A 23,833-nucleotide genomic window follows, 5' to 3' on the forward strand; every position below is an offset into this window, starting at 1 on the left:
GTCAGCCGGCGCCGTCAGGCACGGAACGCCGCGAGCAGGACCGGCACCAGCCGCCCCCACGACGGCGCCGCCGCGTAGCGGGTCAGCTGCCGGCCCGTGTCCGTCACGCTCCGGGAACCACTGAACCACGGCGGCTTCGGAAAGAGCGAGAACTCACCGTGCAGCACGCTGCGCGGGAACGGGCGGAACGGCCCGGTCACCACGGTCCGCTCGGGTCCGGACAGCAGGTTCCCGTTGTGCACCACGTCGATCCCCGAACCGATGTCGGCCACCGTGTGCCCCGGGAACGCACCCCACGTCGCGCCGGGCAGCAGGAAGCCGACGCCGGTCCACGCGTTGATCGCGACGGTGCCGTAGCGCAGGTCGGCGATCGCGTCGTCGAACGCGGCCCCCATCGCCCGGCGGTCCTGCGGCCGCACCACCACGTTCGCGCCCAGGGTGCCGTACAGGGAGTCGTTGGCGAAGCCGACGGCGGCACGCAGGAACTCGGCGCCGGTGCCCGGGAGCTGCGTCCAGGCCAGCACGGGCGCGAAGTACTCGTCGGAGCACGCCGGGTCGCCCGCGGTCACCTCCATGAGGATCCGGCCGGCCAGGTGCTCGGCGTCCGGGTGCGTGTCGTCGGCCCGGGCGACCTTGGCCGCCGTGCCGGGGTACCAGGGGTCGCGGGCGGGCATCCGCGCGAGCGCGGCGCGCAGCTCGGCGAGGAAGTCGTCCTTCTGCGGCCAGTCCGCCGACAGCACCACGAGCTGGCCCGCGATGCAGTTGTGGCCCGCGTTGTGCAGCCGCATCGAGACCAGGTGCTCGGCCTGGAACCGCAGGTCGGCGGCGCTCCACCGCCCGGGCACCACGATCATCGGCGCGACGCCGCCCAGCTCGCTCGTGATCGGCACCGTGAGCCGGGGGTCGTCGGCCGCCCGGCGCAGCTCGGCCTCCTCGCCCGTGCCCCACACGATCGCGTCGTGCGTCGCGGCGGAGCCGGTGATGTGCACCTTGTCGATGCCGGGGTGCCGCGTCAGGTAGGCCCCGACGGCGCCGTCACCCGTGACGACCCGGACCGCGCCGACCTCGATCAGGGGGGCGAGCGCCCGGCGGTACACGTCGAGCAGCGCGCCGAAGGTGGGGTTGAGCTTCACGATGGAGGCGCGGTTGTGCGCCACGAGCTCGTAGAACGCGTCCAGCGGGGCGATCGACGAGATGTTGCCGGCACCCAGCACGAGCCCGACCCCGCCGTACTCGCCGACCTTCCCGGCGCCCAGGCCCGCCTCGGTACGCACCTGGTGCTCGCCCACACCCGGCGGCATCCACACCTCGGCCCGGAAGCCGTTGAACAGCACCCACTCCTGGGCGCTGCGCGGGAGCACCTTGACCGCCACGCGGCCGCCCGGGGCCGTGCCGACCCGGAGGCCCTCGGCCGGCGACCGGCCCGCGGCGAGCGCCTCGTAGGACCGCGCGTACGCGGCCGCGCTCTCCAGCGCCCCGTACGGTCCGGTCATCCACTCCTCGCCCGCGTACGGCGCGGAGGGGTCGATGTTCTTCGCCCTGGCCGCCGTGGTCGCCCACTCGTGCGCGACCTCGACGACCGCGGCATGGACCCGCCGGAACAGCGCCGCCCGGTCGGCGACGGGCAGCTGCGCCCACCGCTCCGCGCCGACCTTGAGCTCGTCGACCGCCTGGTCGAGCTCGCGCTCGGTGGTGGCCTGCGCGTCCGTCACGCTCATCCGCTGTCTCCTTCGACCGCACTCTGTCCAGCTCGACCGCCGGGCCGGGCCTCGCTGACCGGCGCTCCAATAGCCTAGGGGTCGGAGCCGGTCCAGGGCGAGACCCCGTCGCGTCTTTACATTTCGACCTTCGATGCACAACCGGGACGCCGCGACTAGGCTGCCAGGCATGTCGGACATCGCCGCGACTGGGCGTCATGACCTCCGCGATGCGCTGGATCTGCTGAGCGAGCAGGTGGCCGACGGCATCCTGCACGCCGAGCCCGTGTACAGCGAGACCCGGCTCCCCGCCGCCGTCGTCCAGCCGCTGGTCCGGGCGAACGTCGCGGAGATCCTCACCGCCCTCGCCGGTGAGACCTCGTCGCTCGCGCCCGCCCGGGAGACCGGCCGGGTCACGGCCGCCGAGGGTATCCAGCTCGACCTGCTCCAGGACGCCTACCGGCTCGCCGGGCTGCGCATCTGGGAGGAGCTCGCGCGGCGGCTGCGGCACCAGTCCGACACCGGCGCCCTGCTGCGCGCGTCCTCGCGGGTCTGGTCCGCGATCGACCGCTCGTCGAACGTCGCGGTGCGGAGCCACCTGGAGGCCGCGGCGGGCTTCGGCGAGAGCATGGCCCGCACCGAGCTCCTGCGCGGCATCCTGACCGGGGCCGTCCAGGACCTGGAGACCGCGCGGCGCGCCCTCGGGCTGCCCGCGGACGTGATGCTGGTGGTCGCGGTCACGGCGCAGGGACCGGCGTCGGGCGGGGTGCCGGGTTCGAGGTCCGGCGCGGCGGCCCGGCCGGACCTCCCGGCGTCCGACGCCGCCCGGGTGACCACGCGCTGGCTGATCCACGAGGGCGACCGGCTCACGCTCGTGGCCGCCCCCACCTCCCCGGACGCCCAGGAGGCGCTGACCGGTCTCGCCGCGGGCACCCGGACCGGCGCGAGCCGCCCGTTCACCCACCTCGCCGATGCGCCCGCCGCCCTCGCCCAGGCCCGCACCGCGGTGCGGTCGCTGTCCCCCGGGCAGGCCGGGCTCTCGTGCTTCGGCGACCGCCCGCTGGACGCGCTGCTGGCCGCCGACGACGGACGCGCCGGCGAGCTCGCCCTCGCCGTCCTCGGCGGGCTCCGCGAGCGCGACCCCCGGGACGAGGAGCTGCTCCTGGCCACCGTCGAGGCGTGGTTCGAGCACGGCGGGTCGGGCACCCGGGCCGCCGCGGCGCTGCACTGCCACCGCAACACGGTGCTGAACCGGCTGGCGCGCGTCGCGGACCTGACCGGCCGCGACGTCAACGACCCGCGGGCCGCCGCCGAGCTCTACGCGGCCGTGCGCGCCCGCCGGCTGCAACCCACCGTTCTCGGTACAATTCACCCTGCGGCAATACTCACCGGACAACCAGCCGAAAACCAGCACCACCCCGGCCCCTCCCAGGGTTAGCCTCGTGACGTGACCGATCTCCTGTCCGGCGAGCTGCTTGCCGACATTCGCGAACGTGCCGCCGACTACGACCGGGACAACGCCTTCTTCGCCGAGGACCTGGCCGACCTCCAGGCGTCCGGCTACCTCGGCGCGATGGTCCCCACGGCCTTCGGCGGGGGCGGGCTCACGCTGCGTGAGACCGCCCACGAGCAGGCGCGCCTGGCCGCGCACGCGCCGGCGACGGCGCTGGCCGTGAACATGCACCACGTCTGGGTCGGCGTGGGCCGCTATCTGCACGAGCGCGGCGACTCGTCGCTGGACTGGCTGCTGCGGGAGGCGGCGTCGGGCGAGGTGTTCGGGTTCGGCTACTCCGAGCCCGGCAACGACCTGGTGCTGCTCGGCTCGCGCACGGAGGCCCGGCCCGACGGCTCGGGCGGGTACACGTTCCACGGCCGGAAGATCTTCACGTCCAACTCCCCCGCCTGGACGCGGCTGGGCGTGCTCGGCCTCGAGAAGTCCGGCGTGCTGCGCCACGGCAGGAACGGCGCACCACGACTGGTGCACGCCTTCATCACGCGCGACGGCGGCGGGTTCGAGATCCTCGACGACTGGGACACCCTCGGCATGCGCGCCTCCCAGTCGCGCTCCACGCTGCTCGACGGCGCCCACGCGCCCGCCGACCGCGTGCTGCGCCTGCTGCCGCCGGGCCCCTCGCTGGACCCGTACGTGCTGGGCATCTTCACGTCGTTCGAGGTGCTGCTGGCGTCGGTGTACGCGGGGATCGCCGACCGGGCGCTGGAGCTCGCGGTCGAGGCCGTGAACAAGCGCACGTCGATGAAGACCGGCAAGGCCTACGCGCAGGACCCCGACGTCCGCCGCCGCATCGCCGACATGGCCCTCGCCCAGGACAGCGTCTGGCTCCAGATCGACGGGATCACCCGCGACCTCGACGCGTCGGCGGCGGACCCCACGCTCGACCGCGGCGCGGGCTGGTTCCGGGCCACCGCCGGGCTCAAGGTGCGCGTCACCGAGGCGGCCCGCGAGATCGTCGACCAGGCGGTGCGGGTGTCCGGCGGCTCCACGTACTTCAACGGGTCCGAGCTCGGCCGCCTGTACCGGGACGTGCTGGCGGGCATCTTCCACCCGTCCAGCGACGACGCCGCCCACGCCACGGTGGCCCAGTCCCTCCTGGGCCCCCTGGAGTGACCCAACCCGCTGACTCACCGAGGTCGGCGTGCCGAGTCAGCGGGTTGGTCCGACCAGCCGGCTGACTCGACAAACCGACATCGCCGAGTCAGCGGGGTGGTCCGACCATCCGCCTGACTCGACACGCCGACGACGGCGGGTCAGGCGCGGAGCGCCGCGTCCAGGTCCGCCCAGAGGTCTTCCACGTCCTCGATGCCGACCGACAGGCGCAGCAGGTCCTCCGGGACGGTGTGCGCCTCGGTGCCCCAGCGGCGGCGGCGCTCCAGCATCGACTCCACGCCGCCCAGCGAGGTGGCGGGCAGCCACAGGCGGACGGCGTCGACGACGGCGTCGGCCCGCTCGACGGCGGCCGGTCCCGTCCCGGCGGCCTCGGCACCCCCCGCACCGGGCCGGAGCCGGGGCCGGATGCCGATGATCGCGCCGAACCCGTTCATCTGCGCCTTCGCGCGCTCGTGCCCCGGGTCGCCGGGCAGCGAGGGGTGCCGCACCTCGGCCACCTCTGGGTGCTCCGCGAGGCGCCGGGCCAGCTCGGCCGCGCTCGCCTGAGCCCGCTCGAACCGGAGCGCCAGCGTGCGCAGCCCGCGCAGGGCGAGCCAGGTCTCGAACGGCCCGGCGATCGCGCCGTGCAGCGTGCGGTGCTCGCGCAGGGTGGCGGCCAGGGCGGCGTCACGCGTCACGAGCGCACCCAGGACGACGTCGGAGTGGCCGGCCAGGTACTTGGTGACCGAGTGCAGCACCACGTCGGCGCCGTGCTCCAGCGGGCGCTGGCCCAGCGGCGTCGCGAACGTGTTGTCGACCACCGAGCGCACGCCGGCGGCTCGGGCGGCACCCAGCACGGCGGGCAGGTCCGCGACCTCCAGCATCGGGTTGGTGGGCGACTCGACGAGCAGCAGGTCGGCGCCGTCCAGGGCCCCGACCACGGCGTCCGTGTCCGCGATGTCGACGTACCGCAGGGTCACGCCGTGCCGCTCGGAGATCTGGCGCGCAAGCACCATGCCCGCCTGGTAGGCGTGCCGCGGCAGCACGAGCGTGCCGCCGTCCGGCACCAGCGAGAACGCGGCGGCGATCGCCGCCATCCCGGACGAGAACAGTATCGCCGTCGCGGGAGCGGCCGCGCCGCCGCCCGCCTCGCCGCCGCCCGCCTCGCCGCCGCCCTCCAGCGCGCCGAGCGCCTCCTCGAACGGGTGCCAGGCGTCGTTGTCCCCGCGCGCGTACGACAGCTCGTCCTGGGTGACGACGCCGCGGGAGACGTACGTCGAGTTCAGCGGCACGGACGGGTTGATGTGCCCGCCCTGCTCACGGGCCGGGCGCCCGGCGGAGACGACGACGGTGGCGGGCGAGAGGCCGGCGGCGGGCGTGTGCGGGGCAGTGCTCATGGTCCGGAGAATACGACCGCCCCGCGACGCGCGCCCCGGCCGTCCGCAGGACGGCCGGACCACCGACGAGTCACGCGCACGGGTCACTCACGCGGCTGACACCTCCGGGGATGCCTGGCGGACGCGGCGGATCACCAGCGACATGAGCGCGGCCCCCGCGCACAGCGCTCCCGCGCCGTACCAGACGGCGTCGTACGAGCCCGTCATGTCCCGGACCAGGCCGCCCGCGAAGGCCACCACGCCGGCGCCGACCTGGTGCGACGCGAGCACCCAGCCGAACACGATCGGCGCGTCCTCGCCGTAGAACTCGCGGCACAGCGCGAGGGTCGGCGGCACGGTCGCCACCCAGTCCAGCCCGTAGAACACGATGAAGAACAGCATCGGCATCTCCACCTCCGGGCCCATGAGGGACGGCAGGAACAGCAGGGAGACACCGCGCAGCGTGTAGTAGACGCCGAGCAGCACGCGCGGCGAGAACCGGTCGGTGAGCCAGCCGGACCCGATGGTGCCGATCACGTCGACCACCCCGATCACGGCGAGCAGGCTCGCGGCGACGGTGATCGGCATGCCGTGGTCGTGCGCGCCGGGCACGAAGTGGGTGCGGACCAGCCCGTTCGTCGTGGCGCCGCAGATCGCGAACGCCCCGGCGAGCAGCCAGAACGGGCCGGTGCGGGCGGCGTCGAACAGGGCGGTGACGGCGCGCCGGGCCGCGCCGCGCGTCGGCGCGGGCTTGGGCGCGTACGTGCCGCCGTAGGGCGCCAGGCCCATGTCGGCGGGGTGGTCGCGCAGCAGGAACAGGACGAGCGGGATGGCCACGAGCGACGCGATGGCCACCGTGACCGACGCCGGGCGCCAGCCCTGGTTCTCCACGATCCACGCGAGCAGGGGCAGGAAGACGAGCTGGCCCGACGCCGTGGCCGCCGTCAGCACACCGCTGACCAGTCCGCGCCGCGCCACGAACCAGCGTCCCGTCACGGTGGCGGTGAACGCGAGCGCCATGCTGCCGCTGCCCACTCCGACCAGGAGCCCCCAGCCGAGCACGAACTGCCAGGGCTCCGACATCCACACCGTCGACAGGGCGCCGCCCGTGATCACCACGAGGGCGATGCTGACGACCGGGCGCATGCCGAACCGGTCCATCAGGGAGGCGGCGAACGGCGCCGTGAGCCCGTACAGCACGGACTGCAGGCCGACGGCGAAGCCGATGGTGGCGCGCGACCAGCCGAGCTCGGCGTTGAGCGGGTCCACGAACAGGCCGGGTGCGGCGGTGAACGCCGCGGCGCACATCACGGTGACGAAGCTGACCAGGGCCACCCACCAGGCGGGGTGGATGCGTGGCGTCCGACGCGGCGCAGCCTGGCCGGGGCTCTGCGGTGCGTTCTGGCCCGCCGGCACGGGGACGTCTGTCTGGGTCACGGCATCAGCATGCTGGGGCGCGCGGGCGCGGGCCAGTGGCCCGCAGGACACACAACGCTAGGTTCGGGCCATATGATCGGAGTATGGCCCAGCACATGCCGCGCAGGCACCGCGTCGCCGTCCTGATCCGGCCCGGCTTCATCCCGTTCGAGCTCGGCATCCCGCACCGCATCTTCGGCATCGCGCGCGACGCCGAGCTCCGGCCCCTGTACGAGGTGGTGACCTGCACACCCGGTGGCCCGGGCCTGGTGCGGTCGGACTCCGACGTGCTGGTCCAGGTGGAGCACGGGCCCGAGGTCCTGGAGACGGCGGACACGGTGGTGGTGCCGGCGTCGCACACCTCCGGGCCCGACGGCACGGACCCGGCCGGCGGTGACCCGCGGCTCGAACCCGAGCTCGCCGCGGCGCTCGCCCGGATCCGGCCGGGCGCCCGGCTCATGTCGATCTGCACGGGGGCGTTCGTGCTCGCCGCCGCGGGCCTGCTCGACGGCCGCCCCGCCACCACCCACTGGTCGGAGAGCGACCGCTTCCGGCGGCTCTACCCGCGCGTGGAGCTCGACCCGGACGTCCTGTACACCGACGACGGCGACGTGCTGACCTCCGCCGGCGTGGCCTCCGGCGTCGACCTGTGCCTGCACGTCGTGCGCCGGGACCACGGCACGGCAGTCGCGCAGGACGTCGCGCGCCGCACCGTGGTGCCGCCCCACCGGGACGGCGGTCAGGCGCAGTACATCAGGCGCCCGGTGGTCGCCGGGCGCGTCGCCGGACCGGGGGCGGACGCCGCCCAGGCCCGCGGCGCGGGCACGGCCGCCACGCGGGCCTGGGCGCTGGACCGGCTCGACGAGCCGCTGACGCTGGCCGCGATGGCCCGGCACGCCGCGATGTCGGTGCGCACCTTCACGCGCAGGTTCCGGGACGAGACCGGCGAGAGCCCCGCCCAGTGGCTCACGCGCCAACGTGTCGAGCACGCCCGCACCCTGCTGGAGAGCACGGTGCTGCCGGTCGAGCAGGTCGCCCGGCGCTGCGGCTTCGGCACCGCGCAGTCGCTGCGCGCGCACGTGCACGCGGCGCTCGGCGTGACGCCGTCGGCCTACCGGCGCACGTTCCGCCGGGCGGCCTGACAGCGGCCGCCCGGCGGAACGGTCAGGACTCCGGGACCGGGTACGGGAAGGCGTCGGTGACGCCGATCTTGTCGTACTCCATCAGCGAGGCGTCGAAGTCCTCCTCCCAGTTCCCGTTGCTCACCTCGTTGCACCGGTAGGACTGGTACGACTGGTCGGTCGTGGCGCCCACCTCGACGTTGCTGAACGAGAAGGCGCAGCCACCGGCGTCCATGTGGATGCCCCGGGTCCCGCTGTCGGGCATCTCGCCCACCGGGTCGGGGAGCACGTCGCCGATGACCATCTGGTCCACGGTGTTCTGCACCGGGTACGGGTCCTGGTTGTCCACGCCGTAGGTGTAGAACGCGCCCATGTCGCCGGAGTCGAGCCCCGCCTCGTCGATCCGGATGTACCGGAACGTGTTGTGGTCGGTGTACTGGTCGCCGTCGACCACCTCGGGCCGGGACTCCAGGCTGATCCCGTACCGCGCGGAGTGCCGCACGTTCACGTGCTCGACGAGGTTGTCGCCGGTCCCCATGAGCTCGATGCCCGCGGCATCGCCGGGCACGAGCTCGCCGACGTGGTGGATGTAGAGGTTGCGGAAGGTGTGGTGGTGCGAGATGTCGCCCTCGCCCGGCCAGCCGCCCTCGACCTTGATGCCGTCGGCGCCCAGGTTCTCGAACAGGCTGTCCTCGACGGTCAGGTGGTCGTTGGCGAACAGCGCGTAGACGCCCATGAAACCGGTGTCGCGGACGTGCATGCCGGTCAGCGTGATGCCCGTGGTGTTCTCCAGCGTGACGGCGCCGAACCGGTTGCGCGGCATCTCGATCTGCCGGTCGTACTCGGGGTACTTGTGCTCCTCGCCGGAGTCGCCCGCGCTGATCCAGCCCGAGCGGTACCAGCTCACGAAGTCGGAGTACTGGATGCCGAGGCCGTCGAAGGTGATGTCGTGCGCCCTCTGCTCGGGCGTGGCGCCCTTGACGTCGATGACCTTGGTGACCGTGGGCTTCATGATCGTCACGTCGTCGATGTCGCCGCGCGGCTTGTAGTACAGCTCCCCGGCCTCACGGTCGATGTAGTACTCGCCCGCCTGGTCCAGGAACGGCAGCGCGTTCTGGATGAAGTAGCGCGACCCGCTGCGGCTGTTCACCAGGGCGTAGCGCGCCCAGTTGTCGAGCGTCGCGAACCCCTTGCGGTAGTCGGCGCCGCCGATCGGCACGATGTCGGTGAACCAGCTCCACGACCCGCCGGACCACAGCGTGACCTGGGCGTCCTTGAGCGGGTTGCTGTCGGCCGTGTCGTCCCAGGCCGGATCCCAGTCGCCGTCCTCCCAGTACAGCCACTGGTGCACGGCCTCCTTCTCGGGCTCGCCGAGCCGCGAGAACAGGTACGGGCCCTGGGTGTCCTCCGAGCCGCGGTTGGGATACCGGGCCAGCTCGGAGCGTTCACCGTCCTCGAAGAGGGTGTAGAACTGCTCGTCGGGATCCACCTGGGTCCTGTAGATGCCGTCCTGGTACGGCTCCCAGCCGGTGACCTCCTCGGCGCCCACGAGGTTGGCCGCACCCGGGCCGTCGCTGCTGCGGTACACGACCTGATGGCCGCCGCCGCCCGAGTCCTGCTCGGTGAAGCCGATGGTCTCCGTGACGGGGTACTCGCCCGCCGCGAGGTTCACGGTGATGTCGCACCGCTGCCGGCCGTCCCGGTTCAGGCCCGTCTCGCGGATGTGGTCGCGCGCCGCCTCGACCGTCCTGAACGGGTCCTTGGCCGTGCCCTTGCCCCGGTCGTCGCCCGACGGGGAGACGTAGAGCTGCGGGCACCCGCCGCCCGAGACCGCGGCAGCGGCGTCGGCCGCCGCGCCGGCGAGGCGGTCGAACGCGATCCCGCCGCCGCCCATGGCGGCGACCAGGCTCACCGCGGCGACCGCCACGGTGCTCGTCTGTATCCAGTTCCTGGACATCGATGTCCCTTCCTCGGTGTGCTACTTGCGGGTGGTCGGTAGGAGTGGCTGGTCAGGCCTGCGGTTCGACGACGTACGTGGCCCCGCGGCGCGTCCGGAAGACGACGAGGCCCTCCTCGGGCCGCTCGACGTCGACCGGGCCGCCGGGGCCCGAGACGCGGACCCGGCCCTCGGTGCGCAGCCGGATCGTGTTGCCGGCCAGCGACTGGACCCGGGCGCCGCGGAGCCGCCCGTCGCGCCAGGTGACGGCCAGCTCGAAGGCGCCCCGGGTACGCAGGCCGCGGACCCGCCCGGTCGGGAAGGCCGCCGGGAGGCACGGCAGCAGCCACACCTCGCCCGAGTGGCTCTGCACGATCGTCTCGTTGATCGCCGAGGTGCCCCCGAAGTTCCCGTCGATCTGGAACGGCGGGTGCAGGTCGAACAGGTTGGGCGCGGTGCGGCCGGGCGAGAGGAGCTGCTTCAGGTGGGTGTACACGCCGTCCCGCTGGAGCAGCCGGGCACGGATGTTCATCTTCCACGCGAGCGACCAGCCCGCCGTGACCGCGGGTCCGCGCAGCTCGAGCGACCGGTCGGCCGCCGCGGCGAGCTCCGGCGTGCGCCGCGGCGTGATCTGGTCGCTGGGGAACACGCCCCACAGGTGCGAGACGTGCCGGCTCGTCTCCTGCGCGGCCTCCTCCCAGTCGATCAGCCACTCCTGGATCTGCCCCAGGAAGCCGATCTGGTTGGGCGGCAGCTGCTCGCGCGCGGCCAGCGCCTGGGCGGCCATCTCGCGGTCCTGGCCGAGCACCGCCGACGCCTTGTCGAACGCCGTGAACAGATCCCGCAGGATCTGCATGTCCATGGTCGGGCCGGCGCACATGCTCACGCCCACGTTGTCGATGTCGTGGTGCTTGAGCTCGGGCGAGTGCGAGGGGCTGGTGACGAGGTAGCCGGTGGCGGCGTCCTCGACGAGGGTGTCGAGAAAGAACTCCACGGACCCGCGCAGCACCGGGAAGTACTCCCGCAGCACGTCGAGGTCGCCGGTGTACTCGTAGTGCTCCCAGAACAGCAGCGAGAGCCACGCGCCGCCGGTGGGCCAGACGCCGTAGTACGCGAAGTCCACGGGCGCCGACCCGCGCCACAGGTCGGTGTTGTGGTGCGCCACCCAGCCCTTGGCGCCCCACATCTTCTGCGCCGTCCGCGCGCCGGACTCGGCCAGCTCCTCGATCATCGCGAACAGCGGCTGCCAGCACTCTGCGAGGTTCGCCGGCCCGGCGGGCCAGTAGTTCATCTGGCAGTTGATGTTCAGGGTGTACTTGGACTGCCACGGCGGCAGCATCTGGTCGTTCCACAGGCCCTGCAGGTTGGCCGGCTGGCCCGGCGTGCGGGAGCTGGAGATCAGCAGGTACCGGCCGAACTGGTAGTACAGGGCCGCGAGCTGCGGGTCCTGGCCGTCGCGGAACGCGGCGACCCGCTGGTCGGTCGGCAGGTCGACGGACGCCGAGGTACCCAGGTCGATGTCGACCCGGCCGAACATCTCCTGGTGGTCGCGCACGTGGGCCCGCCGCAGGATCCCGTAGCCCTGCGGTGTGGCCCGCTCCAGCGGGGCCACCGCCGCGGCGAGGTGGTCGCCGCCCACGTCGAGGTAGTTGCGGTGGCTCGTGCCGATCGACAGGACCAGCGTGACGGCGTCCGCGCCACGCACCCGCAGCCCGGTGTCGTCGCAGGTCACGCTTCCGCCCTCGGGCACCGCCCGGACCAGGCTGACGAAGCGGACCTTGCCCTCCAGCCCCTCGGCCTCGCCGCTGCGGCCCTCCAGGGCGAGCGTGCGGGCGTCGTGGGCGTAGGTCGACGTCTCCTGGAGCGACGTGTACCCGGCGTCGAAGGAGATCGCGCCGCGCTCGCTCGCGGTGAACCGGGCGACGATCACCTGGTGCGCGTGGCTGCCGAACACCTCCCGGGTGTGGCGCACGCCGTCGGCCACGAACGTCGTGGTCGTGATCGCCGTGGTCAGGTCGAGCGACCGCTCGTAACCCGTGACGTCGTCGGTCAGCCCGGGAAAGGCCAGGTGCAGGTCCCCGACGGGCTGGTACTGCATCTGCTCCGTCGGCCGGCCCATGAACCGCTCGTCCGCGAGCTGCTGGGCCTCCAGCCACTTCTCCTCGCCGATCAGCCGCCGGATCTCCGGCAGCGCCTCGTGCCCCAGCGGGTCGGCGTAGTCGTGCGGGCCGCCGGCCCAGACGGTGTCCTCGTTGAGCATGAGCTTCTCGGCGGCGACACCGCCGAACACCATGGCGCCGAGCCGGCCGTTGCCGATGGCGAGCGCCTGCAGCCACTCCTGGGCCGGGGCGGTGTACCAGAGCCGCATCGGGTTGGTCTCCGGGGCGTCGGCGCCCCCGGGGTCGGCCGCCGCGCTCGTGGGGGCGTGCCCGGCGAGCGCGAACGCCCCCGCGGTCAGGCCCGTCGTGCGCAAGAGGTCTCTTCGCGTGATCGGATTCATCGAGCGACTCCTTCGTCCTCTTTGTCATCACCGTTGAACGACGCGGGATAAATGTAGTACGTCACATGTATCACAAGTCAAGAGTGCAGACTGCTCCCGTTGGCCGATCGTGACCGGCCCGCGCGCCTTCCAGGCCCTACGCTGGGCACATGGGACGAGCCGGACACCGCACAGCCCTGATGGTCGCCGCCTGCGCGGCGCTGCTGCTGGCCGGGTGCACGGGCGCGCAGGGCACGAACGGGCCGGAGCTCACCAACACCAGCCCCGTGCCGGTGTCCCCTGGCTCGGAGGCGGACCCGACGTCGTCGCCGTCGTCGGGCGAGTCAGACGAGGACGGGGACGACGAGGCCGGGGACGACGCGCCCGAGCCGAGCGCGTCCGCCACCGAGACCGAGCCCGGTCCGGCCTTCCCGGCGGACACGAAGCCCGACACCGCGGAGCCCTCCGGTGAGGGCGAGACGTTCCTGAGCGTCACCGACGTGCGCGTCGCCGCGCACGACGGCTACGACCGCGTCGTGTTCGACCTCGACGGCACGGGCAGCGGCAAGCCCGGCTGGCGCGTCGAGTACGTGGACCAGGCGACCGACGACGGATCCGGCGACGCCGTGCGTGTGGACGGCGACGCGATCCTGCGGGTGTCGCTGTCCGGCACCGCCATCCCGACGGACAGCGGGGTCGAGGAGTTCTCCGGCGACCGCATCGAGCCCGCCGACACGGAGTCGATCGACGAGATCGTGTACCGCTACTGGTTCGAGGGGTACACGACGGCGTTCATCGGCGTGGACGACGCCGAGCGCCCGTTCCGCGTGTTCCTGCTGGAGGACCCGATGCGCGTCGTGGTCGACGTGCGGCACTGACCCCTCAGCCCGCGACCTCGGACTTCTGCGGCCGGGCGAGCAGGGTCGCCGCGAGGTCGGACAACGGCAGGTTGCCGGCCAGCACCTCGACGACACCGGCCGTGATCGGCATCTCGACGTCGTGCGCGCGGGCCAGCTCCAGCACCGACTGCGACGACTTCACGCCCTCGGCCGTGCCCCCGGTGGCCTTGATCGCCTCGGCCAGCGTGAGCCCCTCGCCCACGTGCTTGCCGAGCCGGTGGTTGCGCGACAGCGGCGACGCGCACGTCGCCGTCAGGTCGCCCATGCCGGCCAGGCCGGCGAACGTGGCGGCGTCGGCCCCCAGCGCGAGGCCCAGGCGCGTGATCTCCACGAGGCCGCGCGTGATGAGCGTCGCCAGCGTGTTCCAGCCGAAGCCCTGGCCCTGGGCCATCCCCGCGGCCAGGGCGATGATGTTCTTCACCGCGCCGCACAGCTCCACGCCCACCACGTCGGTGTTCGTGTAGGGGCGGAAGTACCCGGTCGAGCAGGCCGCGGCCACGAGCTGGGCCGTGGCCTCGCTGCGCGAGGCGACCACGGTCGCCGTCGGCTGCCGCTCCGCGATCTCGGGCGCCAGGTTGGGTCCGGAGACGACGGCGACGCGCTCGTCCGGCAGGTCCAGCACCTCGGCCATGACCTGGCTCATGCGCTTGTCCGTGCCGAGCTCGACGCCCTTCATCAGCGAGACGACGACGGCACCCGGCGCGGCGACGTCGTGCACCAGGCCCTTCATCGACTCCAGCGTGGCGCGGGCGACCTGGGACGGAACCGACACGACCACGATGGAGGCGCCCGCCAGGGCGACCGCCGGGTCGGTCGTGCCGTGCATCGGCGGGAGCTGCACGCCCGGCAGGTACTTCTCGTTGCGGTGCGTCGTCTCGACGGCGTGGAGCACCGCGGCGTCGCGACCCCACAGGGTGACGTCGCACCCGGCGTCGGCCAGGACCAGCGCGAAGGTGGTGCCCATCGAGCCCGCGCCGAGCACGGCGACCTTGGGCTGCGTCGCGGCGCTCACGGGCGCTCCACCGGCGGGTAGTTCGTCATCTTGGCCTCGTAGTCGGGGTGCTTGCGCAGGTCGAAGCGCGGCTTGGGCGCTACCTCCCCGCGGATCTGCTCCAGCTCGGCGGTGATGGCGTCCATGATGCGGCTCGTGGCCTCACGCAGGGTGGCGGTGTCCTGGGGCCGGTCGTACAGGTCGCTCAGGTCCACGGGCGTGCCGGTCTGGATGGTCACCTTCTTGCGCGGGAACGGCTTGAGCACGCGGCTGTACCGGCCGAGGATCTCCGTGACGCCCCACTGCGCGACCGGCAGCACCGGCAGGCGCGTCGTCAGCGCGATGCGGGCCACGCCCGTCTTGCCCTCCATCGGCCAGTAGTCGGGGTCCCGCGTCAGCGTTCCCTCGGGCAGGATCGCCACGCAGGCGCCGTCGCCGAGCTGGCTCGCGGCGTCCTTCAGCGACTCGGCGGACTTCGTGGAGTCGCGGTCCACCGGGATCATATTGGTGCCCCGCAGCGCCCACCCCGTCAGCGGCGAGTCGAACAGGCCGCGCTTGGCCAGGATGCGGGGCTCACGGCCCATGTCGAAGAGGTAGTGCGCCAGCGTCAGCGCGTCGAGCTCCGTGACGTGGTTGGCCGCGGCGATGAACCCGCCCTTGGCCGGGAAGTTCTCGCCGCCCTTCCACTCGTACTTGCACAGCGCGAACATGAGGTTCCGCACGATGAACGCGACGAAGCGATACATGCGTGACTCAGGGCGTGGGATGGACACGGCCGAAAGAATACTCGGCCGAACCGCGAACCCCGCCCCCGCCCTGACGTGCCAGACGCTCGGGCCACCGGGGTGGCCCGAGCGTCTGACCCGTGCGGGCGTCGTCGGGAGGGCGTCAGCCGCGGACGACCTCGGCGCCCAGGGCCTCCAGCTTGTCCTGGAAGTTCTCGTAGCCGCGGTCGATCAGGCCGATGCCGCGCACCGTCGACTGCCCCTTGGCGGCCAGCGCCGCGATGAGGTGGCTGAACCCGCCGCGCAGGTCCGGGACCTCGATGTCCGCCGCGGAGAGCGGCGTCGGGCCGGAGACGACGGCGGAGTGGTGGAAGTTGCGCTGGCCGAACCGGCAGTCGCGACCGCCCAGGCACTCCTTGTAGACCTGGATGGTGGCGCCCATCTTGCGCAGCGCGTCCGTGAAGCCGAAGCGGTTCTCGTACACGGTCTCGTGCACGATCGACAGGCCGGTGGCCTGCGTGAGCGCGACGACGAGCGGCTGCTGCCAGTCGGTCATGAAGCCCGGGTGCACGTCGGTCTCCAGCACGATGGACTTGAGGTCACCGCCGGCGTGCCAGAAGCGGATGCCGTCGTCCTGCACCTCGAACCGGCCGCCGACCTTCCGGAAGGTGTTGAGGAACGTCATCATCTCGGGCTGCGTGGCACCCTTGACGGTGATGTCGCCGCCCGTGGCCAGGGCCGCGGAGGCCCAGGAGGCGGTCTCGATCCGGTCGTTCAGCGCGGTGTGGGTGTAACCCTCGAGGCGGTCGACGCCCTCGATGCGGATCACGCGGTCGGTGTCGACCGAGATGATGGCGCCCATCTTCTGCAGCACCGCGATGAGGTCCATGATCTCGGGCTCGATCGCCGCGCCCGAGAGCTCGGTGATGCCGTCGGCGCGGACCGCCGTCAGGAGCGTCTGCTCCGTGGCGCCCACCGACGGGTAGGGCAGCGAGATCTTGGTGCCCTGCAGGCGGCGCGGCGCCCGCAGGTGGATGCCGTTGGGCCGCTTGTCCACGACGGCGCCGAACTGGCGCAGGATGTCGAGGTGGTAGTTGATCGGGCGGTCGCCGATGCGGCAGCCGCCCAGGTCCGGGATGAACGCCTCGCCGAGGCGGTGCAGCAGCGGCCCGCAGAACAGGATCGGGATGCGGCTGGAGCCGGCGTGGGCGTCGATGTCGGCCACGTGGGCGGACTCGACGTTGGACGGGTCAAGGTCCAGGATGCCGGCGTCGGTGTCGTACTTGACGTTCACGCCGTGCAGGTCCAGGAGCCCCGAGACGACCTTGACGTCACGGATCTGCGGAACGTTCCGCAGCACGCTCGGGGTCTCCCCCAGCAGAGAAGCCACCATGGACTTCGACACGAAGTTCTTTGCGCCTCGAACGGTGATGGTCCCGGTCAACGGGTTGCCGCCGTTCACATACAGCAGATCGTTCATATCCTCGTCGTCGTCTCGTTCGTTCCGATGATGGATGTCCGATGGCGGAGCCTCCGGGAGCCCGGTCGATCCTGCCCCTCACCGCCGGTCGTGCCAACACGGCAACCGGTGGGAGTATTCACCGTTCACCACACCTTCACTCGCGACGCACCAGGTCGCAGTTCGACACGCCGCGCGTCCACAGGGCCCGCGCATGCCGCCGTCGGCAGCCTACGTCAAGACCCCATCCGCATCGCGAGACGCACTTCCCGGATGGCGGACGGCGCGCCTAATCTCGCGGGATGAGCACCTCCGCAGCGCCGACCGCCGGGACCCCCGGCGGCGGGGAGAGCACAGTGCCGGCCGGCAATCCTCGCGGCCGCGTCGTCCTCGCCTCCCTCATCGGTACGTCCATCGAGTTCTACGACTTCTACATCTACGCGACGGCCGCCTCGCTGGTCTTCCCGACGCTGTTCTTCCCGAACGCCGAGGACCCCACGACACAGCTCCTGTCGTCGTTCGCCGTGTTCGGCGTCGCCTTCGTGGCGCGGCCGGTCGGCTCGGTCCTGTTCGGGCACTTCGGTGACCGCATCGGCCGCAAGGCGACGCTGGTCGCGTCGCTGCTCACGATGGGTGTCGCGACGGTGCTGATCGGCCTCATCCCGGCCGCGTCGACGCCGGGCTGGGCCGTGGCCGCCCCGGCGGTGCTGGTGCTGTGCCGGTTCTGCCAGGGCCTCGGCCTGGGCGGCGAGTGGAGCGGCGCCGCCCTGCTCGCCACCGAGAACGCGCCCGAGGGCAAGCGCGCCATCTACGGCACGTTCCCGCAGCTCGGCGCGCCGATCGGCTTCATCCTCGCCAACACGGTGTTCATCGCCCTGTCCACGTCGCTCACGCCCGAGCAGTTCGCCGCCTGGGGCTGGCGCATCCCGTTCCTCGCGTCGGCCGTGCTGGTAATCGTGGGCCTGTGGGTGCGGCTCTCGCTGCTCGAGACCCCCGCGTTCCGCAAGGTGCTCGAGGCCGAGGCCGTCAGCCGGGTGCCCGTGGCCCGCGTCTTCCGCACCTCGTGGAGGCAGATCATCTCGGGCACGTTCATCATGCTGGCCACCTACGCGCTGTTCTACCTGATGACGACGTTCACGCTGAACTACGGCGTCGCGCCGACCGACCCGACCGACGGCTCCCCCGCCGGCCTCGGGTACGAGAAGATCGACTTCCTCTGGATGCTGATCGTGGGCGTCGTGTTCTTCGGCATCTTCACGCTGGCGTCCGGGCCGATGGCGGAGAAGTTCGGCCGCCGCAAGCACCTCATCTGGGTGACCGTCGCGATCATCGTGTTCGGCGGGCTGTTCGTGCCGCTGTTCGCCGCGGGCCACGTGGGCGTGCAGACCCTGCTGATCCTCGGCTTCACGCTCATGGGCCTCACGTTCGGCCCGATGGCCGCCGTCCTGCCCGAGCTGTTCCCGGCGAACGTGCGGTACACGGGCTCCGGCATCGCGTACAACCTGTCCTCCGTGCTGGGCGCGGCGGTGGCCCCGTTCATCGCCGTGTGGCTGTGGGCCGAGGCCGGCGGCTCCCCCGTGCTGGTGGGCGTCTACCTCTCGGCGATGGCCGTGATCACGCTGGTCGCGCTGCTCCTGACGCACGAGACGCGCGACGTGGACTACGCGGAGAACGTCGGGGCCTGACGGCCGCGCCCCGCGCGCCTCTCCCGCCGACGCCGTCGCGCACCTTCCGCACGGGGGTGCGCGACGGCGTTCGTGCGCTCAGCCGTCGCGCGTCGTGAGGCGGGCGTACGCCAGCGACATGCCGATCACCAGGTAGCACAGCGCCCGGAACGCGCCCTCACCCAGGCCGCCCGTCGCCACGGGGTCCCGGATCAGGTCGACCAGGCTGCCCAGCGACTGCGGCAGCAGGTACGGGTGCAGCCAGTCCAGGGCCGAGATCTGCAGCAGCACCCCGGACACGATCAGCCCGCCGAGCACACTCACCACCACCAGCATGGGGTGCTCGGTGGACGCCGAGATCGCCAGCGCCACCGCGCCCACCGCCATCAGGTAGAGCGTCGCCCAGGCGATCGCGACGGCCAGCCGCCCCAGCACCTCCCCGAGGGACAGCTCCGTCCCGGACATCGACGCCAGGTTGTCCGCCCCCGCCAGGACCAGCCCGGTGACGAAGCCGGACGCGACGACGAGCGTGGCCGCGACCAGGGCGACCACCAGCACGCCCACGGCCTTGACCACGAGCAGCCGGCCGCGGGCCACGGGTGCGAGCAGCCAGCCGCGCAGCGCGCCGTGGGACTGCTCGCCGGCCAGCGCGTCGCCCGCCGCCATCGCCACCGTGAGCGGCAGCAGGAGCATCAGCAGCGTCATCAGCGAGCCCAGCGGCAGCACGAACGCGCTGGTGGCCATGGTCACGAAGATCGGCGGCTCCCCGCCGGGCCCGTCCGGGCCGGGTCCGCCCGTGGCCGGGGCTGCCCCGCCGTTCGCGGTCAGGTCGACGGCCACCCCGGTGATCACCGGGAGCACGGTGAGCAGGCCCAGCACCACCAGCGTCCGCGGACGCCGGAAGATCCACCGCAGCTCGGCGCGCAGCAGGCGGCCGACCGGGGCGCGCAGGCGGTCCGGCGCCGGTTCCTGGGTCGCGACCGTGGCCTGGGCGGTCATCGGACCGGCTCCTGGTCGGGTGCGGGCCGGGCTCCGGCGGCCTGGTCGGTGGCGGGCTCGGCGGCGGGCTGGTCGGTGGCGGGCTCGGCGGCGGTGCGCTCGCCCGAGGCCTCCCCGAGGTCGTGCGTGAGCCGCGCGAAGACGTCCTCCAGCCCGGTGCGCTCCCGCCGGGCCTCGTCGACCCGGACCCCGGCCCGGACCAGCGTCTCGATCACGGTCGCCGGCGTCGTGTCCGTAAGATCCACGCGCACGCCGGCCGGGGCGAGCCACGCGGTGACCCGGTGGTCGCGCAGGGCCGCCGCGGCCGCCGCGCCGTCGGCGGTGACCACGAGCAGCGTGGGGTTGCCGGACTCCAGCAGGTCGTCCAGCGGGCCCTGCGCCACCACGACGCCCGCGTTCAGCACGACGACGTGGGTGCAGGTCGCCTCCACCTCCGCCAGGAGGTGCGACGAGACGAGCACCGTCACCCCCTGGGCGTGCAGCTCGGCGATGATCCGGCGCACCTCCTGCGTACCGGCCGGGTCGAGGCCGTTCGTGGGCTCGTCCAGCACGACGAGCCTGCGCGGCGCCAGCAGCGCCGAGGCGAGCCCCAGCCGCTGCTTCATGCCCAGCGAGTACGCGCGGTACTTCTTGCGGGCGGCGCCCGTCAGGCCCACCCGCTCCAGCGCGGCGGACACGGCGCCGTCCAGCTCCCGTCCGGACAGCAGCGGCTCGGCGGCGGCGAACCGCAGCAGGTTCTCCCGGCCGGACAGGAACGGGTGGAAGCCCGGCCCCTCCACGAGCGCCCCGACGTGCGGGAGCACCCGGTCCGCGGCCCCCGGGACGGGGACGCCCAGCAGCTCGATCTCCCCCTCGGTCGGCTGGACGAGGCCCAGCAGCATGCGGATGGTCGTCGTCTTGCCGGAACCGTTGGGCCCCAGCATCCCGACCACGGCGCCCTCGGGCACCTCCAGGTCCACGCCGTCCACGGCGACCGTGCCGCGGTAGACCTTGCGCAGGCCCCGCGTCCGCGCCGCCACGGCGCCCGCCGAGCCTGCGATCACTGCTGGTTCGGTCACTGCTGGTCCAGGGCGTCGACGAGCACCTGCTGGGGCACCGCGCCGGCCGCGACCCGGCCGTCGTCGGTGACGATCGCGCCGCCGACGGCGATCCGGACGTACGAGCCGGAGCCGAACTCCCCGGACACCGGCTGCCCGATCTGGGCCAGGAGCCCGGCGAGGTCCTGCTCGCCTCCCGCCGACCCGCCTCCCGCCGATCCTGCGCCGCCGAGGAACCCCTCGCTCCCGGCGGGTCCCGCACCGGCGACGTCCTGGCCCAGCGCCTCGGCGGGCACCGTGCCCACCAGCACCGCGTCCCAGCCGTCGCCGACCGTCGTCAGGCTCTCCCCGGGGCCGCCCGGCTCGCCGGCCTCCCCCGCGTGCTCGCCCCGGGCCTGCGCGACGTCACCCGCGTCGGTGGTCTCGACGTCGGCGCCGGCCGGCGGCGTGAACTCGAACAGACCGGCGTCCTGCGCGCCGACCTCGAACTCGACGAAGCCGAGCGACAGGACCGGTTCGGACCTGCCGTTCGCATACACGTCGAACCGCAGCGGCACGCGCGTCTGCTCGTCGATCGCCACCGTGATCTCGCGCAGCAGCGTCTTCTCCGTCGGCTTGGGCGTCAGCACGAGCTCGTACGCGGCGCGGTCGGCGACCCGAGCCGTGCCGTCCACGACGATGTCGCTGGTCGGGCGCAGCTGCTCGATGATCTCGGTCGCCGCCTGCGCCGGGTCCGCCATCCGCGCCTCGGCGTGGCCCTGCTTCGCGGCGTGCTGCCCGGCCCGTTCCCTGGCCGCCGCGAGGTCCGCGTCGTCCCAGGTGAGCTGCCGCGCGCTGTTCTCCTGCGAGTCGTAGGCCCACGCCTCGTCGGTGTTCTTGACGAACGTCAGCTCCGACGTCGGCCGCTCGACCTGGACCCGGGCGGACTCCGCGCCGTCGTGGAACACCCGCACCGACTCGAAGTCCAGGGCGTCCGCCCCGGGCACGGCGGGCAGCCCGAGCTCGTTGCTCACCTCGGCCACGCCGTCGAACGCGGGCGGCGTGGCCTCCAGCGCGGAGGTCACGAGCTGCTCCGCGTCGATCGCGGGGAGCACCGGATCGTCGTCCGCTCCGGCGGGCAGCGCGGTCAGCGCCAGCCCGCCCAGCCCGACCGCGATCCCTGACCCGGCGGCGACCAGCGCCTTCGTCCTCGGCCTCATGTCCCGCTCCTTCGCGTGTGGAACCAGTCTGCTCCTTCCACGATCCCCCGTCGCGCCTGAGACCTCGCTGAGAACGTCCCGACCTGCCGGCCGGCACCCGCCCGGCATACGCACCGGCCGCCGCGTGCGGCATGCTGGCAGGCATGAGACCGCAGATTCTCGTGGTCGACGACGAGCCGGGCGTCCGCAAGGCGCTGGACCGCGGCCTGCGCGCCGAGGGCATGGACGTCACGGTCGCGGCGGACGGCCCGGCCGGGCTGCGGCTGGCGCGGACCGGATCGTTCGACGCGGTGCTGCTGGACATCATGATCCCGGGCCTGTCCGGGTACCGCGTGCTCCAGGAGCTGCGGTCCGCCGGCGTCACCACGCCCGTGCTGCTCGTCTCCGCGAAGGACGGCGAGGTGGACCAGGCCGACGGGCTGGACCTCGGCGCCGACGGCTACGTGGTCAAGCCGTTCTCGTTCGTGGTGCTGCTCGCCCAGCTCCGCGCCCTCCTGCGCCGCGCGGCCCCGGGCACCACGCGGGAGCCGATCCGGCTCGGGCCGCTGACCGTCGACCGCGGGGCCCGTGCCGTCCGCTACGCCGACGTCGACGTGCCCCTGAGCCCGCGCGAGTACGCGCTGCTCGTGGCGCTGGCCTCGCGCGCCGGGACGGTGTGGACCAAGCAGGAGCTGCTGACGGAGGTCTGGGGCGACGAGCAGGCCGCGACCCGGAACGTCGTCGAGGTGTACGTGGGCTACCTGCGCCGCAAGCTCGCGGCCGTCGGCGCCGGCGACCTGGTCCGGACCGTCCGGGGGCAGGGGTACCGGCTCGGGGGCGTGCCCTAGTGCCGGCGGCGCCCGGCGGGCACCGGACAGGAGCGCCCTGGGCGGGCGTCTCGCTGCGCCTGCGGATCACCGCCCTCGCCACGGCGGTCACGCTGGCCTGCCTGCTGGGCCTGGCGATGGTCGCGGGCCGGGGCCTCGCACCGCTCCTGACCGGCGCCGTGGACGACGAGCTCCGGACGGCGCTGAGCGGGGCCGCCCGCGACGTTGTCGCCGGCACGGAACCCGCCTCGGCCGACGGCCTGGAGGTGCGCGTGCTGGACACCGCGGGCGGCGCCGTCGACGACGCCCCGCCGCCCGCCCTGACGCGGGACCAGGTGCGGGCGCTGAAGGCCGGGACCCCGGTCACCGCGGGCGACCGGCGGCAGGTGCGCTGGCAGGGCTCCGTCGTCACCGCGCCCGACGGGAGCCAGCGGCTCGTGGTCGTCGGCACCGGGCTCGTGGGGCAACGCGCCGCCGAGGCGTCGGGCAGCCGCTGGCTGCTGGTCACGGCTCTCGTCGGGACCGTGGTGGCGGGCGTCGCGATCTGGTTCGCCGTCGGGTCCGCGCTGGCCCCGGTCGCCCGGATGCGCCAGTCCGTGCGCCGGCTCGCGCCCGGCGCCCGGCTGGCGGTGCCCGACGCCGCGGCCGGCGAGCTGCGCGCCCTGGCCGGCGACTTCAACGAGCTGCTGGACCGGCAGGAGGCCACCACGGAGCGGCTGCGGCGGTTCACGGGCGACGCCGCGCACGAGCTGCGGTCGCCGGTGGCGTCGATCCGCCTCCAGTCGGAGGTCGCGGTGACCAACCCCGACCCGGCGCTCTCGCAGGAGGTGCACGCCGACGTGCTCGCGGACGCCGAACGGCTGTCGGCCCTGCTCGACGGGCTGCTGGCGCTGGCCCGCTCGGACGCCGGCGAGCTGCCCCCGTCGGACGACGTGGACCTGGTGGGCGAGGTGCACGCGGCCGTGGCGCGCGCCGGGGAGCAGCCGGTGCCGATCCTGGTCAACGTCGCGGCCGACCAGGTCTGGGCGGCCGCCGCGCGCACGGAGACCGGGCTCGTCCTGGACAACCTGCTGCGCAACGCCTGCCGGTACGCCGGCACGCGGGTCGTGGTCTCGGTGCTCGCGGGCCGGTCCACCGTGCGCGTGCTCGTCGACGACGACGGCCCCGGGGTGCGGCCCGAGCACCGGGCCAAGGTCTTCGACCGCTTCTACCGGGTGTCCGACGACCGCGCGCGCACCTCCGGCGGCGCCGGGCTCGGCCTGGCGCTGGTCGCCGAGCTCGTCCGCCGCCGGGGCGGCCGGGCCGCCGTCGGCGAGTCGCCCGACGGCGGCGCCCGGTTCACCGTGGTGTGGCCGCGGGCCCGCTGACCGACCTGGCCGTCACGGTGTGAGACGCACCACCGAGCGGCCCGCTGAACAGGCATC

18 protein-coding genes are annotated in these 23,833 nt (G+C 73.5%); 7 read left to right on the plus strand and 11 right to left on the minus strand.

Going from position 1 to position 23,833, the window contains the following annotated elements; translation table 11 throughout:
- Nucleotides 1–14: 14 nt before the first annotated feature.
- Nucleotides 15–1,718: an aldehyde dehydrogenase family protein gene (locus AB0I29_RS14605; protein WP_357482448.1), complete on the minus strand. Its 1,704-nt coding sequence runs from the start codon at nucleotides 1,716–1,718 to the stop codon at nucleotides 15–17.
- A 169-nt stretch (nucleotides 1,719–1,887) separates the two neighbouring features.
- Between AB0I29_RS14605 and AB0I29_RS14610 the strand changes: the two genes are divergently transcribed.
- Together AB0I29_RS14610 and AB0I29_RS14615 are read left to right on the plus strand one after the other, a co-directional pair.
- The gene (locus AB0I29_RS14610; protein WP_285107289.1) at nucleotides 1,888–3,135 is read left to right on the plus strand and encodes a helix-turn-helix domain-containing protein; all 1,248 of its coding nucleotides are present in this window, start codon (nucleotides 1,888–1,890) and stop codon (nucleotides 3,133–3,135) included.
- 9 nt (nucleotides 3,136–3,144) lie between these two features.
- The gene (locus tag AB0I29_RS14615) at nucleotides 3,145–4,323 is read left to right on the plus strand and encodes an acyl-CoA dehydrogenase family protein (RefSeq protein ID WP_357482451.1); all 1,179 of its coding nucleotides are present in this window, start codon (nucleotides 3,145–3,147) and stop codon (nucleotides 4,321–4,323) included.
- A gap of 140 nt (nucleotides 4,324–4,463) precedes the next feature.
- On the opposite strand, the gene AB0I29_RS14620 is transcribed toward AB0I29_RS14615, so the two are convergent.
- Both AB0I29_RS14620 and AB0I29_RS14625 read right to left on the minus strand, forming a co-directional pair.
- Nucleotides 4,464–5,699 (minus strand): PLP-dependent transferase, encoded by a 1,236-nt coding sequence (locus AB0I29_RS14620; RefSeq protein WP_357482453.1) that lies wholly within the window; start codon nucleotides 5,697–5,699, stop codon nucleotides 4,464–4,466.
- Nucleotides 5,700–5,786: 87 nt separating this feature from the next.
- Nucleotides 5,787–7,115 carry an MFS transporter gene (locus AB0I29_RS14625; protein ID WP_357482455.1) on the minus strand — a complete coding sequence of 443 codons (1,329 nt, stop codon included), beginning with the start codon at nucleotides 7,113–7,115 and terminating at the stop codon, nucleotides 5,787–5,789.
- Between the two features lie 83 nt (nucleotides 7,116–7,198).
- Here AB0I29_RS14625 and AB0I29_RS14630 point away from each other — a divergent pair, with 83 nt between their 5' ends.
- Nucleotides 7,199–8,236, plus strand: coding sequence for a helix-turn-helix domain-containing protein (locus AB0I29_RS14630; RefSeq protein ID WP_357482457.1), 1,038 nt, complete (start codon nucleotides 7,199–7,201; stop codon nucleotides 8,234–8,236).
- Between the two features lie 22 nt (nucleotides 8,237–8,258).
- On the opposite strand, the gene AB0I29_RS14635 is transcribed toward AB0I29_RS14630, so the two are convergent.
- Both AB0I29_RS14635 and AB0I29_RS14640 read right to left on the minus strand, forming a co-directional pair.
- A complete protein-coding gene (locus AB0I29_RS14635) occupies nucleotides 8,259–10,172 on the minus strand; it encodes a right-handed parallel beta-helix repeat-containing protein (RefSeq protein WP_357482459.1) in 1,914 nt (637 codons plus the stop codon).
- Nucleotides 10,173–10,224: 52 nt separating this feature from the next.
- Nucleotides 10,225–12,651 (minus strand): glycoside hydrolase family 95 protein, encoded by a 2,427-nt coding sequence (locus AB0I29_RS14640; RefSeq protein WP_357482461.1) that lies wholly within the window; start codon nucleotides 12,649–12,651, stop codon nucleotides 10,225–10,227.
- 149 nt (nucleotides 12,652–12,800) lie between these two features.
- Here AB0I29_RS14640 and AB0I29_RS14645 point away from each other — a divergent pair, with 149 nt between their 5' ends.
- Nucleotides 12,801–13,508, plus strand: coding sequence for a hypothetical protein (locus tag AB0I29_RS14645; protein ID WP_357482463.1), 708 nt, complete (start codon nucleotides 12,801–12,803; stop codon nucleotides 13,506–13,508).
- A gap of 4 nt (nucleotides 13,509–13,512) precedes the next feature.
- Here AB0I29_RS14645 and AB0I29_RS14650 read toward each other — a convergent pair whose 3' ends face one another.
- The 3 genes from AB0I29_RS14650 to murA form a co-directional block, all read right to left on the minus strand.
- Entirely contained in the window at nucleotides 13,513–14,541 is a 1,029-nt protein-coding gene (locus tag AB0I29_RS14650) for an NAD(P)H-dependent glycerol-3-phosphate dehydrogenase (protein WP_357482465.1), read from the minus strand.
- On the minus strand, nucleotides 14,538–15,266 hold the full coding sequence (locus tag AB0I29_RS14655) for a lysophospholipid acyltransferase family protein (RefSeq protein WP_357482467.1): 729 nt from the start codon (nucleotides 15,264–15,266) through the stop codon (nucleotides 14,538–14,540). Before AB0I29_RS14655 ends, AB0I29_RS14650 begins: the two co-directional genes overlap by 4 nt.
- A gap of 142 nt (nucleotides 15,267–15,408) precedes the next feature.
- On the minus strand, nucleotides 15,409–16,725 hold the full coding sequence (gene murA / locus AB0I29_RS14660; protein WP_285107274.1) for a UDP-N-acetylglucosamine 1-carboxyvinyltransferase: 1,317 nt from the start codon (nucleotides 16,723–16,725) through the stop codon (nucleotides 15,409–15,411).
- Nucleotides 16,726–17,006: 281 nt separating this feature from the next.
- Here murA and AB0I29_RS14665 point away from each other — a divergent pair, with 281 nt between their 5' ends.
- Nucleotides 17,007–18,389 (plus strand): MFS transporter, encoded by a 1,383-nt coding sequence (locus AB0I29_RS14665; protein ID WP_357482470.1) that lies wholly within the window; start codon nucleotides 17,007–17,009, stop codon nucleotides 18,387–18,389.
- A 78-nt stretch (nucleotides 18,390–18,467) separates the two neighbouring features.
- On the opposite strand, the gene AB0I29_RS14670 is transcribed toward AB0I29_RS14665, so the two are convergent.
- The 3 genes from AB0I29_RS14670 to AB0I29_RS14680 are packed head-to-tail and all read right to left on the minus strand — an operon-like array spanning nucleotide 18,468 to nucleotide 21,603.
- Nucleotides 18,468–19,367 carry a hypothetical protein gene (locus tag AB0I29_RS14670; protein WP_357482472.1) on the minus strand — a complete coding sequence of 300 codons (900 nt, stop codon included), beginning with the start codon at nucleotides 19,365–19,367 and terminating at the stop codon, nucleotides 18,468–18,470.
- Entirely contained in the window at nucleotides 19,364–20,425 is a 1,062-nt protein-coding gene (locus tag AB0I29_RS14675) for an ABC transporter ATP-binding protein (RefSeq protein WP_357482474.1), read from the minus strand. The genes AB0I29_RS14670 and AB0I29_RS14675 overlap by 4 nt, the downstream gene beginning before the upstream one ends.
- Nucleotides 20,422–21,603: an outer membrane lipoprotein carrier protein LolA gene (locus tag AB0I29_RS14680; RefSeq protein WP_357482476.1), complete on the minus strand. Its 1,182-nt coding sequence runs from the start codon at nucleotides 21,601–21,603 to the stop codon at nucleotides 20,422–20,424. Before AB0I29_RS14680 ends, AB0I29_RS14675 begins: the two co-directional genes overlap by 4 nt.
- 143 nt (nucleotides 21,604–21,746) lie before the next feature.
- On the opposite strand from AB0I29_RS14680, the gene AB0I29_RS14685 reads away from it, so the two are divergent.
- Together AB0I29_RS14685 and AB0I29_RS14690 are read left to right on the plus strand one after the other, a co-directional pair.
- Nucleotides 21,747–22,430, plus strand: coding sequence for a response regulator transcription factor (locus AB0I29_RS14685; RefSeq protein WP_285107265.1), 684 nt, complete (start codon nucleotides 21,747–21,749; stop codon nucleotides 22,428–22,430).
- Nucleotides 22,430–23,776 (plus strand): HAMP domain-containing sensor histidine kinase, encoded by a 1,347-nt coding sequence (locus AB0I29_RS14690; protein WP_357482479.1) that lies wholly within the window; start codon nucleotides 22,430–22,432, stop codon nucleotides 23,774–23,776. The genes AB0I29_RS14685 and AB0I29_RS14690 overlap by 1 nt, the downstream gene beginning before the upstream one ends.
- Nucleotides 23,777–23,833: the final 57 nt, after the last annotated feature.

This window comes from Promicromonospora sp. NPDC050262, from assembly GCF_040655935.1.
Lineage (GTDB): Bacteria > Actinomycetota > Actinomycetes > Actinomycetales > Cellulomonadaceae > Promicromonospora.